Origin of the sequence: Pseudomonas sp. NY11955 (genome assembly GCF_048068035.1) — a bacterium.
Classification (GTDB): domain Bacteria; phylum Pseudomonadota; class Gammaproteobacteria; order Pseudomonadales; family Pseudomonadaceae; genus Aquipseudomonas.
The window spans coordinates 25,150-38,765 of sequence record NZ_JBLUPS010000011.1; the positions used below are offsets into that span (position 1 = coordinate 25,150).

The window sequence follows — 13,616 nt, forward strand, 5'->3', positions numbered from 1 at the left end:
GACCCGCACAGCGGTTACAGGGTGGAAAGGAACGCACTGTTGCTGGCCTGCCACTGGACGATGTCCTGGCGAATGCGTTTCTTGTCGAGCTTGCCGACGCTGGTCTTGGGAATTTCAGTAACAACGGCAATTTGGCTTGGAATCGCCCACTTGTTGATGTGACCTTGCTCGACAAACGGCTTGAGGTGCTCCTTCAGCGCCTTGGCATCGATGGCATGGCCGTCACGCACCACCAGCAGGGCAAACGGGCGCTCACCCCACTGCGGATCGGCCACGCCCACCACCGCCACTTCGCGCACGGCCGGGTGGCGGCTGACCAGGTCTTCCAAGTCGAGCGAGGAAACCCACTCGCCACCGGTCTTGATCACATCCTTGATGCGGTCGCGTATGTCGATATAGCCCATGCCGTCGAGAGTGGCGACGTCACCGGTGTGCAGCCAGCCACCTAGCCACAGCTCCTCGCTTTTTTCCGGTTCCTTGAAGTAGCCCATGGTCAGCCACGGCGCACGCAGCACCAGCTCACCCTGGGTTTCGCCGTCTGCCGGCAGGAAGTTACCGTCGCCATCGACAATCGCCGCCTCGACCAGTGGCACCGGCACACCGGCCTTGATGCGGTAGGTGACACGCTCATCCTCGCTGCCGGCCTGCAGTTCGTCATTCAGGTGCGCGGCGGAGATCAGCGGGCAGGTTTCCGACATGCCATACGCAGCCGTCAGCTGGATGCCACGCGCCAGCGCGGCCTGGTACAGCGAGCGGTTGAGCGAGCTGCCGCCGATGATGATTTTCCAGCCGCCGAAGTCCTGCCCTTGGGCGGTCGGGCAGTTGAGCAGCATCTGCAGGATGGTCGGCACGCAATGGGAGAAGGTGACTTTCTCTTCGCGCCACAGCTTGACCAGCATGTCCGGCTCGTAGCGCCCGGGGTACACCTGCTTCATGCCAAGCATGGTGGCAGCGTAGGGGATACCCCAGGCATGCACGTGGAACATCGGGGTGATCGGCATGTACACGTCGTTACTGCCCAGCAGGCGCACGCTGTCGATACTGCCGGTGACCGAGGCCTCGGCCAGTGTGTGCAGCACCAACTGACGGTGGCTGAAATACACACCCTTGGGGTTACCGGTGGTGCCGGTGGTGTAGAAGGTGGTGGCCACCGAGTTCTCGTCGAAGTCCGGGAAGTCGTAGCGCGGGCTGGCGGCCGCCAGCAGCTGCTCATACTCGCCGACCAGGCCTGGCAAATCGGCGGTCTTGTCCGGGCCATCGGTCAACAACAGGGTCTTGTCGACGGTGGTCAGCTGCCCGGCGATAGCCTGGTACAGGCCGACGAAGTCGCTGTTGACCAGCACCACGCGGTCTTCGGCGTGGTTCATGGTGTAGAGGATCTGCTCGGGCGACAGACGCACGTTGATGGTGTGCACCACGGCACCGATCATCGGAATGGCGAACATGCATTCCAGGTAGCGGTGGCTGTCCCAGTCCATCACCGCCACGGTATCACCGGCCTTTACCCCGGCCTCGGTCAGCACATTGGCCAGGCGCGCGATGCGCTCGTTGAGCTGTGGATAAGTCAGCCGCATCTGGTCGCGGTAGACAATTTCTCGGGTCTTTTCATAGCGGCTGCCAGACATCAGCAGACGCTTGATCAGCAGTGGGTAGGCGTAGGCGCCCTCGGCGGGCTTGATGATGCGGGTCTGCAGCATGGGTATCCCTTTTCTGAAAAGCGAGCCGGACAAATGTGGTAACCACTGTAGTTCGCCAATGTGACGGCTAAATCAGCCGAAGGAATGATTTGCTTGCCAGAGGTATGAGTGGCGGGCGTTGACGGGCGGTCACCGCGGGCTAGACACTGCGCTGAAAGCTTCAGGGTTTGCGCTGGAGCCAAGGGCCTCTTCGCGGGCACGCCCGCTCCCACAGGTAAACCACCAAACGCCGGAGTTGTGGGGTACCTGTGGGAGCGGGCGTGCCCGCGAAGGGCCACAACTACCCTTTCCCGCCCCGTCTCCGGAGAACCCTATGCCCAGCCCGCGTCGCGCCGTGTTTCTCGATCACCAGTCCCTGGACCTTGGCGATCTCGACCTCTCGCCCCTGAAGCAGCAGTTCGACGCGTTCGAACTGTTCGCCGCCACCCGCCCGGACCAGGTCGCCGAGCGCCTGCAGGGCGCAGTCGCGGTGGTCAGCAACAAGGTCATGCTCGACGCCGCGACCCTGGCCGCCAACCCGCAACTGAAGCTGATCCTGGTGGCCGCCACCGGCACCAACAATGTCGACCTGGCAGCAGCACGCGCCCAAGGCATCACCGTGTGCAACTGCCAGGGCTACGGCACGCCGTCCGTCGCTCAGCACACCCTTGCCTTGCTGCTGGCCCTGGCCACCCGCCTGTGCGACTACAACCAGGCAGTGGCCAGCGGCCAGTGGGCCAAGGCCAGCCAGTTCTGCCTGCTGGACTTCCCCATCGTCGAGTTGGAAGGCAAAACCCTTGGCCTGCTCGGCCACGGCGAGCTGGGTGGCGCAGTGGCAAGGCTGGCCGAAGCCTTCGGCATGCGCGTATTGAGCGGGCAGATTCCCGGCCGCCCGGAGCGCGCCGACCGGCTGCCACTGGACGAGTTGCTGCCGCAAGTCGACGCCCTGACCCTGCACTGCCCGCTGAACGAGCACACCCGGCACATGCTCGGTGCCCGTGAACTGGCCCTGCTCAAACCCAATGCACTGGTGGTGAACACCGCCCGCGGCGGCCTGATCGATGAGCAGGCGCTGGCCGACGCCCTGCGCAATGGCCACCTGGGCGGCGCAGCCACTGACGTTCTGAGCGTGGAGCCACCGGTCAACGGCAACCCGCTGCTCGAACCCGGCATCCCGCGCCTGATCATCACCCCTCATAGCGCCTGGGGCGCGGTGGAGTCGCGCCAGCGCATCGTCGGCCAGCTCAGCGAGAACGCCCAGGCCTTCTTCGCCGGCCAGCCACGCCGCGTGGTCAGCTGAGCCCGGCGCCCGCCTCTGCTACACTGCGCCACTTTTTTCAGGAGGCGTCGTCCATGGACCCGCGCAGTGAAGTGTTGCTCCGCCAGGCAGAGCTGTTCCAGGGGCCGCTGCTGATCGCTGGCGCCCCCGCCGACGACCTGCTCGGCCAGTTGCCCCAGGCCCAGGCCTGGACCTGGCATGCCGGCGATCAAGCCATGCTCGACAGCCGCTTTGCCGGGCGCAGCCATTACGCGGTCGAGCCGCCCGACGTAGCCTTCGACAGCGCCGTGCTGTTCCTGCCCAAGTCCCGCGAGCTGGCCGCCTACTTGCTCAACGCCCTGGCGTCGCGCCTGGCCGGCCGCGAGTTGTACCTGGTGGGTGAAAAACGCGGGGGTATCGAAGGGGCGGCCAAGCAGCTGCAGGCCTTTGGCAAACCACGCAAGCTCGACAGCGCTCGCCATTGCCAGCTGTGGCAAGTGACCATCGACCAGGCACCCCAGGCAAAATCGCTGGAAAGCCTGGCCGAGCGCTTCGAGCTGGCCCTGGAAGACGGCCCGCTGCAGGTGGTCAGCCTGCCTGGGGTATTCAGCCACGGCCGCCTCGATCGAGGTACCGCCCTGCTGCTCAAGCACCTCGACGGCCTGCCCAGCGGTCACATGTTGGACTTTGGCTGCGGTGCCGGGGTACTGGGAGCCACGCTCAAGCGTCGGTACCCACAAAGCCGGGTGACCCTGCTGGACGTGGATGCCTTCGCCGTGGCCGCCAGCCGCCTGACACTGGCGGCCAATGGCCTGGAAGGCGAAGTGATCAGCGGAGATGGCATTGACGCAGCCCCCACTGAGCTGAGCCTTATCCTGAGCAACCCGCCCTTCCACACCGGTGTGCATACCAACTACCAGGCCTCGGAGAACTTGCTGAAAAAATCGGCCGTTCATCTGCGAAAAGGTGGTGAAATGCGCCTGGTGGCCAACAGCTTCCTGCGCTACCAGCCGCTGATCGAAGGGGCACTGGGCAACTGCCAGGTACGCGACGAGGCCGATGGTTTTCGCATCTACCAGGCAACGCACGGATAAAAACAGCGCTTGCCGAAAGCGTTTTGCCTAGGCAGAATCCGCACCGTCCTAGGGGAGTAGTCTCCCGCGAGCACCCAGCTCGCCCGGTACGCGTCAACATACTTGGTCCACAGACCATGGCGCGTGCGACCCACCATGCCAGCCTGCATGGCAAGATCCGCACAGACGGATCCAGGGTTTGACAAGACCTATGACACGCACACCTTACCCGGGGCGGGGAGGCTGTACGTGTCATAGCCGTGTCGACCCGCCCCCGTAGGAATCCTGATGCTGGAATCTCTGTTGGTCCCCACCGCTATCGTTGCCCTCGCCGAGATTGGCGACAAGACGCAACTGCTCGCGCTCATTCTCGCTGCTCGCTTTCGCAAGCCGTGGCCGATCATCGCCGGCATCATCGCCGCCACCCTGGCCAACCATGCCGCGGCCGGTGCCGTGGGTGCCTGGTTCGGTAGCTTCTTCAGCGAGTCGGCATTGCACTGGATCCTGGCCGCCAGCTTTACCGCCACTGCGCTGTGGACCCTGGTACCAGACAAGATGGATGACGACGAGAACCCGGCACGCCGCTTCGGGCCGTTCCTGACCACGCTGATTGCGTTCTTCCTGGCCGAAATCGGTGACAAGACCCAGGTCGCCACGGTAATGCTGGCGGCACAGTACCCACACCTGATCATGGTCATCCTCGGCACCACGCTGGGCATGCTGATTGCCAACGTGCCGGTGGTTCTGGCGGGTAACTTCGCGGCAGACAAACTGCCGTTGACGCTGATTCGTCGCCTGGCGGCCACGGCGTTCTTCGTACTGGCGATCGTAGCCGTGTACTCGGCAATGAAGGCCAGTGGCTGGGTGGGTTAAGCAAAAATCACAGGCTGACACACAACCTGTAGGAGCAGCCTTGTGCTGCGAAGAGGCCGGTAAGGGCCCCAAAAAATGGACTGCCCTTACCGGCCTCTTCGCAGCGCAAGGCTGCTCCTACAATGGGACCGCGCAAACCGAAAACTTAGTCTTACGGCTTGGCCGCGGCCTGATACAGCGGCATTACCTTCGGAATCGCCGCCTGCAGCGAAGCAATGCGGCTTTCGGACGCTGGGTGAGTGCTCATGAACTCAGGCGGCGCACCCTCGGAAGCCTTGCTCATCTTGTTCCACAAGGTGATCGCGGCATTCGGGTCATAACCGGCACGCGCCGACAACTCCAGGCCAATCAGGTCGGCCTCGTTCTCGTTGGCCCGGCTGTTGGGCAAAGTCATGGCGTAATTCACCACGGTGTCGGCCATGGCCATGCTGCTCTGGCCAAGACCGAAGATGGCACCGGCACCCTGGCGGGCCATCTCCACACCGTACGCCTTGGACATGGCCTCGCGGCTATGCTCACGCAGGGCGTGGGCAATCTCGTGCCCCACCACCGCGGCAATTTCCGCATCGGTGAGCTTGAGCTGATCGATCAGCCCGGTATAGACGATGATCTTGCCGCCTGGGCCGCAGTTGGCGTTGAGCTCGTCGCTCTTGATCACGTTGACTTGCCAGTCCCACTGCGCGGCATCCGGGCGGAACTTGGGCGCCTGGGCGATCAGGCGGTTGGCAATGACCTGCACACGCTTGGCTTCGGCACTGGTCTTGTCCAGCACACCCTTGCTCGAGGCCTCACCCAAGGTCTGCTGGTACGACTGGGCGTACATCTGGTTGACCTCATCGGTCGACAGCATGCTGAACATGTACTGCTGGCGCTCGACGCCCACAGCACCGCCGCTGGTGGTATTCACCGCCTGGCAGCCGGCCAGCAGGATGCCAGCACTCAGCAGGCTGACGACAAAAGACTTACGCATGAAAACACTCCCTATCCACATGCGGCGTATCCTAGGCCGAGTCGCCACTGGCTGCCATAGCCACAGGGAAGATTTATCAAACCGGGGTGAGGCACTCCGGCGCATCCAGCTTCGGGTCATTGACGAAATTGGCCAAAGCCCGCTCGCGCAACTGGGCCGGGGGGCTGGCCAGCAGCTCGTGCAGGCGGGCAATCGGCGTGTCCGGGTCAAGCCAGGCCGCCTGCCCGCCCTCATCCAGAATCAGCGGCCGACGCTGGTTCATGGCCGCCTGGGTCACCACCGCGCAACTCAGCCACACCTGGTCCTGCACCGGGTAGGCTTCCCACACCGCCGCGAAGTACAACGACGCGCCCTCCCCCGGAGTCAGCCAGTACGGGCGTTTACGCACACTGCCACGCCATTCGTAAAAGCCGTTGGCCGGCATCAGGCAGCGCCGCTGGCGAAATGCCTCACGAAACATTGGCTGCTCGGCCAGGGTTTCGGCGCGGGCGTGGGCAGGGGTGCGGGACAGGTCGGTGAGCCAGGCCGGGGTCAGCCCCCAGCGCGCCTTGGCCAGTTGCTGTTGGCCGTCGAGCTGACGCTGGATCAGCACCGAAGCCCCGGGCGAGATATTCCATTGGGCCGGCTGACCAACGGGAAAGCCCGGCAGACTGGCAAGGGCCTGGGGCCAGCGAAACAGGGCATAACGTCCACACATGGGCGAATTCAGAACCTAGCAGATCAGGGTACCGGGGAAACTCTCCGGCTCGTCGCCAACCAGTGGCTGGGCATCATTGTACGCATCGATCAGTTGCCGTGCGTACTCGGCCTGCTCATCCGCCACCGCAAGCCCGAGCAGGCCTTGCAGCGGCAGCTCGCCCACGCCGCCCATCAAATCACGGCCCACCAGCTGCACGTCGACGCCCTCACTGGCCAACATACCGACCAGCATTTCGGCTTCGAGAAGGTTTTCCGGTTCATAGATCCGCCGCATCAGTCATTCTCACCAAAGACATCCAGCATCCACTCCTCGCCATGCACCTGCAGCACGAAACGGATAGGCTTGCAGCACACCTGGCAGTCCTCGATGTACTCCTGATCGCCATTGGACAGGTCCACTGTGGTTTCGACTTCTTCGCCACAATAAGGGCAATCGTAGATCGCAGTTTCCAGCATCGCGGCCTCCGGGGTGACTTATGCGTATAATTGCCGGTCTGTTTACAGGGCCTGTGTGCGTCCGAGCCGTTTTTCGGAGCCCGCCCCTACCTTATTACCCTAGCCGTTTCCAACAAGAGAGCATGATGGGCGAATTCGATGCCATCCGACCGTACGACGACGCTGAGGTCCCTGCCGTTCTGGCACGCCTGCTCAGCGACCCGGCATTCCTCGATATCCTCACCCACTTCCGCTTCCCGCGTGCGGCCGGTGCTCTCGGCTGGTTGCTCAAGCCGCTGATTGCCCGCCGCCTGCGCAAGGAATTCGCCGGCGTCACCTGCGTTTCCACCCTGCAGGACAAAGTCGAGTACTACGTCGACCGGACCATCGACCGCGCCACTGACGGCGTCACCTATTCGGGCGTGGAACAACTCAAGGCCGGCACCGCCTACCTGTTCCTGGCCAACCACCGTGACATCGTCATGGACCCGGCCTTCGTCAACTACGCGGTGTACCACGCCGGCCTGCCCACGCCGCGCATCGCCATTGGCGACAACCTGCTGCAAAAGCCCTTTGTCAGCGACATGATGCGCCTGAACAAAAGCTTCATCGTGCACCGCTCGATCAGCGGCCGGCGCGAAAAACTGGCGGCTTACCAGTTGCTCTCGGCCTACATCAACCACTCGATCCGCAACGATGCCACGTCGATCTGGATCGCCCAGGCAGAAGGCCGGGCCAAGGACGGTGATGACCGCACCGACTCGGCGATCCTCAAGATGTTCCACATGAGCCGCAAGGACGAGCCGTTCGGTGCAGTGATCCAGAGCCTGAACCTGATTCCCGTATCGATCAGCTACGAATACGACCCCTGCGACCAGGCCAAGGCCCGCGAGCTGTACATCCGCGCCACCACCGGCACCTACAAGAAGGCGCCAGGCGAGGACGACAACAGCATCGCCAAGGGCATTACCGGCTACAAGGGCCGGGTGCACATCAATTTCGCCCCGCCGGTGACCGAGTACCACGAAGACACCAAGCAGCTGGCGGCGGAGATCGACCGGCAAATTCTGGGTGGCTACCGGCTGTTCCCGGTGCATTACCTGGCGTATGCGATGTGGGAAGGCAAGGACGAGGCCCTGCAGGTGCCCAGTGCCGAAAAAGTGTTCCCGGCGGACGAGCTGGCAAAAGCCAAGGAAGAATGGCAGCGCCGTCTGGATGCCTGCCCTGAAGAGCAGCGGCCTTACCTGGTGTTGCAGTATGCGACGCCGGTGCGTAACCAGTATCAAGTCAGGCAACAGGCCCCAGTAGCCTGAAGGATTGCCGGGGCCGCGTTGCGGCCCCAATTTCTCAGACCCAGGTACTGAACCAGGACAACAACAGCGCCATCGCCAGGCACGAAAAGCCGAGAATGTAGAAGTAACGTGGCACCCGCAGATCGAAGGCGTCCACTACCCCTTCGTCCACTGCCATGTATTCGCGAGTCTCGGCCTCGCGCCGCCGTGCACTGTGCAGCAGCAACCCGCCCGGGCAGGTCAGCAGCAGCGCCAGCAGGTTGATCAGCTTGGTGGGATGGGCGGCCAGAAACCCCCAGAGCACTTGCAAGGACATCACGCAACCTCGGTGTGAGCGACGGCAAAGGCCCGCATTCTACCCAAGTCGCACCCCGTCGCCCGGCCTTGGCGACAAACTGTCATTAAATTTCATCTGTCATCCGCTCGTCATCAGAACAGGCCACCCTGTCGGCCTTTCAATGACCCGGAGCTTGTCATGCTGCACGCTGAAAACCAGGACCGCCTCTACCTCGTTGCCCAGAGCGACGAACAACAGGCGCTGATCGACGGTTTCGCCATCAATGTGCAGGACCGCCAGTGGCTGGTCTACTGTGCGCTGGGTGGGCATGCGCATGAAGACTTGCCGCAGGTGCATGCCGAAACCGGGTTCAGCTTGCTGGACTTCCACATAGAAGCCGCTTGAACCTGCAATAAAAAACCCGCTGCCTGGCACACAGGCAGCGGGTTTTTTGTTGCTGCTGAACGCTTACTGGCCCAGCACCTGCCCGATGGTCGGGTCTTTGAACATGCGGGTCAGGGCATCGCTCAGCACATCGCCCACCAGCTGGGTGTTGGTGTCCTGGTTCGGCGCCATGCCGAAGCGCTGGTCCAGCGACGCACCGTAACGGCCGCTGTAGCTGCGGCCGCCATTGCGCACGTCGGCACGGAAGGTGGCACCGATGGTGGCCTCGGTCACGTACAGGTTGTCTTTGGGCGACTGGTACTTCAGCTCGGCCAGGGTCACGGTCAGCTGTGGCGCGTTGTAGGCGTTCGGCGTCGGGGTAAAGCCGAGCAGGCGCACCGCGGCTTCAGCTTGAGCCTGCAGCTTGGGCACAACGTCGTTACCGCTGACGCTGATGGTGCTGGTCTCGGGATACATGCCACCACGGGTACCCAGGGACTGCGAAGGCCGGCCATCCACTACCCGGACCACCACCGGCTGGCCATGGCCGACCGGGGCAAGCTGGGCCTTGAGCGTGGGTTGCGGGTTGAGTTGTTGCGGGCTGTGGGCACAACCGACCAGGCTGAGGCTGGCCACGGCGATCAAACCGAACAACAGACGTTGCAACATGCGCGTTTCTCCAGAAAATGCGGCAAAGGCCCACAGTATACCTAGCCAGGCACAGACCAGTCATCGGCCTGCCTCGCTTGTCACAATCGTTTCATGGCCATGCCCTTATCCTTGCGCCAAGCCCTAGCACAAAGGACTCGCCGCCATGGCCTCGCTCTGGACTCTGCTCTTCCAACGCCCGCGCCACAACGCCTACGCCCGCCTCGACGCCCAAGGCAAATGCCTGGCCTTCAAGCAATGCAGCCAGGTGCCCAGCGGCAGCGGCTGGGTCCAGGTCAGTGAAATTCAGCTGGCCTGGCTGGGCCGCGAGCTGCCCGCCGACGCCCGGGTTTGCGCGCGTGCAAGCCGCCGTTGGCACCAACGCCTCCTCGCGGCCTGACAAACGCTGCAATAAAAACCACGAATGGCGACATTTCTGCCCGCGACATCGCTATAATCTCCCCCCGATTATAAGGACGTCTCCTGATCGGGCCCCGCACTCGCCGATTGACCCCGGCAACTTCACCGCTTCGCCCACAGAGAGCCTTCCACTCAGGTCTTGCATCGGCTGTCGTGCCTGCTTTTCCGGCCCTTCACACTGCATGAACCTGCGGGTTGCCATCGCGCAGTCCCCTTTTGAGGTTCACGTCTCCAAAAGAGCGTGAAAAAACGGTTTTCACAACTTCACAAGAGTGTGGCGAGCAAATGAACAGTCTGGCATGTGCAAAAGCGGCAGATGTGTCCCGAACAGCCCTGAACAGACGGCAGATGCGCTCATCCCGTATGAGTGTCTGAACCGTTCCATAACGCACGCACGACACCTTGACCATAAGTCGAATTGCCGCACCTGTGGCAAACGGCGTTCAATACACGAACCCGAAGACTGATTGGCGGTGTCCGCGGAAGTTGCAAGAACTGCGAAAAGTCGGACATGGCGACCCTGGCGAACCCAGGTCCTATGCTGTCAATTAGGTAGCTGTAGATTGTGGAGACGCGTTAAATGGCGCAGAACGAATCGGTTGATGTAGTACTGGTAGGCGCGGGCATCATGAGTGCCACCCTGGCCGTACTGCTCAAGGAGCTTGACCCGACCCTGAAGCTTGAGGTCGTCGAGGCGATGGACTCCGGAGCCGCGGAAAGCTCCAACCCCTGGAACAACGCAGGCACCGGCCATGCCGGCCTGTGCGAGCTGAACTACACGCCGCAGGCCGCCGATGGCAGCATCGACATCAAGAAGGCCGTGCACATCAACACCCAGTTCGAGGTTTCGCGCCAGTTCTGGGCCTACCTGAGCAAGAAGGGCAACTTCGGCTCGGCGCGTGCCTTCATCAACCCGGTCCCGCACCTGAGCTACGTCGAGGGTGACAAGGGTGTTTCCTTCCTCAAGAAGCGCTTCGAGCTGCTCAAGCAGCACCACGCCTTCCATGACATGGAATACACCGAAGACAAGGCCGTGATGAACGACTGGATGCCGCTGATGATGCCTGGCCGCCCGGCCGACCAGCACATCGCCGCTACCCGCGTGGCCAAAGGCACCGACGTGAACTTCGGCGCACTGACCAACAAGCTGCTGAAACTGCTGGGCGACTCGCCGGACGCGCAGGTCAAGTACAGCAAGAAGGTTGTCGGCCTGCGCCGTAACGGCAGCGGCTGGACCGTGAGCATCAAGGACGTCAACAGCGGCGGCAGCCGTGAAGTCGACGCCCGCTTCGTCTTCCTCGGCGCCGGCGGCGCGGCCCTGCCGCTGCTGCAGTTGTCCGGCATCCCGGAAAGCAAAGGCTTCGGCGGCTTCCCGGTCAGCGGCCAGTGGCTGCGCTGCGACAACCCGGAGATCGTCAAGCAGCACCAGGCCAAAGTGTACAGCCAGGCCGCCGTAGGTGCCCCGCCGATGTCGGTACCGCACCTGGATACCCGCGTTGTGGACGGCAAGACTTCGCTGCTGTTCGGCCCCTACGCTGGCTTCACCACCAAGTTCCTCAAGCACGGTTCGCTGATGGACCTGCCGCTGTCGGTGCGCATGGGCAACATCGGCCCAATGCTGGCCGTGGCCCGCGACAACATGGACCTGACCAAGTACCTGGTCAGCGAAGTGATGCAGTCCATGGAGCAACGCCTGGAAGCCCTGCGTCGCTTCTACCCGCAGGCCAAGGCCGAAGACTGGCGCCTGGAAGTGGCGGGGCAGCGCGTGCAGATCATCAAGAAAGACCCGAAAAAGGGCGGCGTGCTGCAGTTCGGTACCGAGCTGGTCTCGGCCCAGGACGGCAGCCTGGCCGCACTGCTCGGCGCATCGCCGGGCGCTTCGGTGACCGTGTCGATCATGCTGGAACTGATCGAGCGCTGCTTCCCCGAGCAGGCCAAAGGTGCCTGGGCTGCCAAGCTCAAGGAAATCTTCCCGGCGCGCGAGAAGACCCTGGCAACCGATGCCGCCCTGTACCACAAGATCAGTGCCGAGAACGACGTGGCGCTGGAACTGGTGGAAAGCAGCCCGGCAGCCAAGCATTACGCCTGAACCGACCGGTAACGAAAAAACGCCCCTCGGGGCGTTTTTTTGTGCCTGGCATTTCATCAAACCTGTACCGGCCTGTTCGCGGGCATGCCCGCTCCCACACCTCAGGTTCTGTGCAATTCCTGTGGGAGCGGGCATGCCCGCGAAGGGGCCAGTCCAGGTTTGAGATCAACCGCGGGCGTTATCGATGATCTCGATGTATTCCGGTGCATTGCGCTGGTCGGCAATTTGCTCGACGAAGGTCTTGCCGTGCTCGTCCTTGCCATCCAGGTCCAGGCCAGCCTCGACGAAGAAGCCAACAAAGCGCTCGAAATCGTCCACGCGCAGGCCGCGGTAGGCCTTGACCAGCTTGTGCAGCGACGGCGAGGTCACACCATCGGCCGGCTCGAACTGAAGGAACGACTTGATGTAGTCGTCGCTGATTTCGTCACCGATTACCTGTTTCTTGTCTTTACGCATTGCCGACTCCAACTGGACCATCACGGAATTTCGAAGGCCGGCAGTTTACCCCCCGCAGGCCGCGCGCCTCAACGCGTACGTACGGTACCGGTGTGCAGGTCGGCCCAGATGTGGCCGTTGCCGTAGGTGAGAAACTGCACATACAGGGTTTCGTTGCGCAACAAGTCCATGACCACCCGGTAATCACTGACCGGATAATTCAGGCTAAGGGTACGGGTTTTATCGTCATACACGGGCTTCTTCAGGCTTTTGGCAGCTTCACCGTCGAACGTCAGCAGCACCTGGGCGATGGTCGCCCCCTTGCTCAGCGGCTTGCCCTTCAAGCGCACCTGCAGCGACGACGTGATCGGGATCGGTTGCTGGTCGGACTGGCGCTGGGCGCCTACCACCACCGAATAGTCGGTCACTTGCAGCAATTGCTGGCTGGTCGGCGCTTCCTGGCGCAGGGACTGATCATCGGGAGGCAGGAACTGGCTGTGCAGTGGTGCAGCGGCGAGTGGCAGGCTGACGGCCAGCAGGAGGGGAAGAATCGCACGCATGTGAGGCTCCTTGTATGAAGGAGCACTCTAGCATGCCGGCTGCAGGCCGCATCAATCGAACTGCGCGTGCATCCAGGCCTGGTACTCGGCCACGCCCACTTCACCCTCACGCGGCGCCCAGTGCGCATGCTCGCCCTCGCCCACTGGTCGATACGGCCCGGCCTTGCACTCGAACAGAATGCTGTCCGGCTCCAGCACCACCAGCCCGTGGTAGGTACCAGGCGCCAGGTCGACACCCAAGCAGTCACCGCCTGCCTGTAGCACCCGCTTGTCGGTCACTGCGCCCTGCTCATCGAAGATCAGCAAGCCCAAGCGGCCTTTGAGCACGATCAGGGCCTCGGCCTTGTCGTCGTTCAGGTGCCGGTGCGGCGGAATGTAGGTGCTCGGCTGCAGCCCGACCGCCATGCGGTGGCAGGGCTCCTCCATTTCATGGAAATTATGGTGCTGCCGCCCGCGCGGGTTGGCCGCAGCCTTTTCGGCCAGCCCGGCGAACAGCGATTGGTCGATGAACGCAGGCTGGCGCATGG

The 13,616-nt window shown here is 62.9% G+C and carries 17 protein-coding genes and 1 riboswitch; of the genes, 7 read left to right on the plus strand and 10 right to left on the minus strand.

Features of this window, described 5'->3' with window-relative positions; genetic code table 11:
- Positions 1–14 precede the first annotated feature (14 nt).
- Positions 15–1,697: a fatty acid--CoA ligase gene (locus tag ACNFBR_RS19900; RefSeq protein WP_416736438.1), complete on the minus strand. Its 1,683-nt coding sequence runs from the start codon at positions 1,695–1,697 to the stop codon at positions 15–17.
- A gap of 313 nt (positions 1,698–2,010) precedes the next feature.
- Here ACNFBR_RS19900 and ACNFBR_RS19905 point away from each other — a divergent pair, with 313 nt between their 5' ends.
- From ACNFBR_RS19905 to ACNFBR_RS19915, 3 genes are all read left to right on the plus strand, one after another.
- The gene (locus ACNFBR_RS19905) at positions 2,011–2,976 is read left to right on the plus strand and encodes a 2-hydroxyacid dehydrogenase (protein WP_416736439.1); all 966 of its coding nucleotides are present in this window, start codon (positions 2,011–2,013) and stop codon (positions 2,974–2,976) included.
- 53 nt (positions 2,977–3,029) lie between these two features.
- Positions 3,030–4,028 (plus strand): methyltransferase, encoded by a 999-nt coding sequence (locus tag ACNFBR_RS19910; RefSeq protein WP_416736440.1) that lies wholly within the window; start codon positions 3,030–3,032, stop codon positions 4,026–4,028.
- Positions 4,029–4,067: 39 nt separating this feature from the next.
- A riboswitch (yybP-ykoY riboswitch) is annotated at positions 4,068–4,207 on the plus strand.
- Between the two features lie 88 nt (positions 4,208–4,295).
- Positions 4,296–4,880 (plus strand): TMEM165/GDT1 family protein, encoded by a 585-nt coding sequence (locus ACNFBR_RS19915; protein WP_416736441.1) that lies wholly within the window; start codon positions 4,296–4,298, stop codon positions 4,878–4,880.
- Between the two features lie 151 nt (positions 4,881–5,031).
- On the opposite strand, the gene ACNFBR_RS19920 is transcribed toward ACNFBR_RS19915, so the two are convergent.
- The 4 genes from ACNFBR_RS19920 to ACNFBR_RS19935 all read right to left on the minus strand — a co-directional run bounded on the left by ACNFBR_RS19920 (position 5,032) and on the right by ACNFBR_RS19935 (position 7,005).
- Positions 5,032–5,850, minus strand: a complete 819-nt coding sequence (locus tag ACNFBR_RS19920; RefSeq protein WP_416736442.1) for a M48 family metallopeptidase — start codon at positions 5,848–5,850, stop codon at positions 5,032–5,034.
- Positions 5,851–5,926: 76 nt separating this feature from the next.
- On the minus strand, positions 5,927–6,547 hold the full coding sequence (locus ACNFBR_RS19925) for an SOS response-associated peptidase (RefSeq protein ID WP_416736443.1): 621 nt from the start codon (positions 6,545–6,547) through the stop codon (positions 5,927–5,929).
- A 15-nt stretch (positions 6,548–6,562) separates the two neighbouring features.
- Entirely contained in the window at positions 6,563–6,823 is a 261-nt protein-coding gene (locus ACNFBR_RS19930) for a putative signal transducing protein (RefSeq protein ID WP_012270509.1), read from the minus strand.
- Positions 6,823–7,005 carry a CPXCG motif-containing cysteine-rich protein gene (locus ACNFBR_RS19935; RefSeq protein WP_416736444.1) on the minus strand — a complete coding sequence of 61 codons (183 nt, stop codon included), beginning with the start codon at positions 7,003–7,005 and terminating at the stop codon, positions 6,823–6,825. The genes ACNFBR_RS19930 and ACNFBR_RS19935 overlap by 1 nt, the downstream gene beginning before the upstream one ends.
- A gap of 122 nt (positions 7,006–7,127) precedes the next feature.
- On the opposite strand from ACNFBR_RS19935, the gene ACNFBR_RS19940 reads away from it, so the two are divergent.
- Positions 7,128–8,297 carry a 1-acyl-sn-glycerol-3-phosphate acyltransferase gene (locus tag ACNFBR_RS19940; RefSeq protein ID WP_416736445.1) on the plus strand — a complete coding sequence of 390 codons (1,170 nt, stop codon included), beginning with the start codon at positions 7,128–7,130 and terminating at the stop codon, positions 8,295–8,297.
- A gap of 34 nt (positions 8,298–8,331) precedes the next feature.
- Here ACNFBR_RS19940 and ACNFBR_RS19945 read toward each other — a convergent pair whose 3' ends face one another.
- Entirely contained in the window at positions 8,332–8,592 is a 261-nt protein-coding gene (locus ACNFBR_RS19945) for a hypothetical protein (RefSeq protein WP_012270506.1), read from the minus strand.
- A 159-nt stretch (positions 8,593–8,751) separates the two neighbouring features.
- Between ACNFBR_RS19945 and ACNFBR_RS19950 the strand changes: the two genes are divergently transcribed.
- Positions 8,752–8,958: a hypothetical protein gene (locus ACNFBR_RS19950; protein ID WP_416736446.1), complete on the plus strand. Its 207-nt coding sequence runs from the start codon at positions 8,752–8,754 to the stop codon at positions 8,956–8,958.
- Between the two features lie 63 nt (positions 8,959–9,021).
- On the opposite strand, the gene ACNFBR_RS19955 is transcribed toward ACNFBR_RS19950, so the two are convergent.
- Positions 9,022–9,606, minus strand: coding sequence for a YajG family lipoprotein (locus ACNFBR_RS19955; RefSeq protein ID WP_416736447.1), 585 nt, complete (start codon positions 9,604–9,606; stop codon positions 9,022–9,024).
- Positions 9,607–9,751: 145 nt separating this feature from the next.
- Here ACNFBR_RS19955 and ACNFBR_RS19960 point away from each other — a divergent pair, with 145 nt between their 5' ends.
- Positions 9,752–9,985, plus strand: coding sequence for a hypothetical protein (locus ACNFBR_RS19960; RefSeq protein WP_416736448.1), 234 nt, complete (start codon positions 9,752–9,754; stop codon positions 9,983–9,985).
- 600 nt (positions 9,986–10,585) lie between these two features.
- Positions 10,586–12,094 carry a malate dehydrogenase (quinone) gene (mqo, locus tag ACNFBR_RS19965; RefSeq protein WP_416736449.1) on the plus strand — a complete coding sequence of 503 codons (1,509 nt, stop codon included), beginning with the start codon at positions 10,586–10,588 and terminating at the stop codon, positions 12,092–12,094.
- Positions 12,095–12,259: 165 nt separating this feature from the next.
- On the opposite strand, the gene ACNFBR_RS19970 is transcribed toward mqo, so the two are convergent.
- The 3 genes from ACNFBR_RS19970 to ACNFBR_RS19980 form a co-directional block, all read right to left on the minus strand.
- Positions 12,260–12,550, minus strand: a complete 291-nt coding sequence (locus ACNFBR_RS19970) for a PA4642 family protein (RefSeq protein ID WP_051095858.1) — start codon at positions 12,548–12,550, stop codon at positions 12,260–12,262.
- 68 nt (positions 12,551–12,618) lie between these two features.
- Complete coding sequence (locus tag ACNFBR_RS19975) at positions 12,619–13,089, minus strand: hypothetical protein (RefSeq protein ID WP_416736450.1); 471 nt, start codon at positions 13,087–13,089, stop codon at positions 12,619–12,621.
- Positions 13,090–13,140: 51 nt separating this feature from the next.
- On the minus strand, positions 13,141–13,614 hold the full coding sequence (locus tag ACNFBR_RS19980; RefSeq protein WP_416736451.1) for a WbuC family cupin fold metalloprotein: 474 nt from the start codon (positions 13,612–13,614) through the stop codon (positions 13,141–13,143).
- Positions 13,615–13,616: the final 2 nt, after the last annotated feature.

Coding starts and splice junctions, on each gene's coding strand:
- ACNFBR_RS19960 (WP_416736448.1), top strand. CDS start 9,752: ATGGCCTCGCTCTGGACTCTGCTCTTCCAACGCCCGCGCCACAACGCC.
- ACNFBR_RS19920 (WP_416736442.1), bottom strand. CDS start 5,850: ATGCGTAAGTCTTTTGTCGTCAGCCTGCTGAGTGCTGGCATCCTGCTG.
- ACNFBR_RS19980 (WP_416736451.1), bottom strand. CDS start 13,614: ATGCGCCAGCCTGCGTTCATCGACCAATCGCTGTTCGCCGGGCTGGCC.
- ACNFBR_RS19955 (WP_416736447.1), bottom strand. CDS start 9,606: ATGTTGCAACGTCTGTTGTTCGGTTTGATCGCCGTGGCCAGCCTCAGC.
- ACNFBR_RS19950 (WP_416736446.1), top strand. CDS start 8,752: ATGCTGCACGCTGAAAACCAGGACCGCCTCTACCTCGTTGCCCAGAGC.
- ACNFBR_RS19945 (WP_012270506.1), bottom strand. CDS start 8,592: ATGTCCTTGCAAGTGCTCTGGGGGTTTCTGGCCGCCCATCCCACCAAG.
- ACNFBR_RS19975 (WP_416736450.1), bottom strand. CDS start 13,089: ATGCGTGCGATTCTTCCCCTCCTGCTGGCCGTCAGCCTGCCACTCGCC.
- ACNFBR_RS19910 (WP_416736440.1), top strand. CDS start 3,030: ATGGACCCGCGCAGTGAAGTGTTGCTCCGCCAGGCAGAGCTGTTCCAG.
- ACNFBR_RS19905 (WP_416736439.1), top strand. CDS start 2,011: ATGCCCAGCCCGCGTCGCGCCGTGTTTCTCGATCACCAGTCCCTGGAC.
- ACNFBR_RS19940 (WP_416736445.1), top strand. CDS start 7,128: ATGATGGGCGAATTCGATGCCATCCGACCGTACGACGACGCTGAGGTC.
- ACNFBR_RS19935 (WP_416736444.1), bottom strand. CDS start 7,005: ATGCTGGAAACTGCGATCTACGATTGCCCTTATTGTGGCGAAGAAGTC.
- ACNFBR_RS19900 (WP_416736438.1), bottom strand. CDS start 1,697: ATGCTGCAGACCCGCATCATCAAGCCCGCCGAGGGCGCCTACGCCTAC.
- ACNFBR_RS19925 (WP_416736443.1), bottom strand. CDS start 6,547: ATGTGTGGACGTTATGCCCTGTTTCGCTGGCCCCAGGCCCTTGCCAGT.
- ACNFBR_RS19915 (WP_416736441.1), top strand. CDS start 4,296: ATGCTGGAATCTCTGTTGGTCCCCACCGCTATCGTTGCCCTCGCCGAG.
- mqo (WP_416736449.1), top strand. CDS start 10,586: ATGGCGCAGAACGAATCGGTTGATGTAGTACTGGTAGGCGCGGGCATC.
- ACNFBR_RS19970 (WP_051095858.1), bottom strand. CDS start 12,550: ATGCGTAAAGACAAGAAACAGGTAATCGGTGACGAAATCAGCGACGAC.
- ACNFBR_RS19930 (WP_012270509.1), bottom strand. CDS start 6,823: ATGCGGCGGATCTATGAACCGGAAAACCTTCTCGAAGCCGAAATGCTG.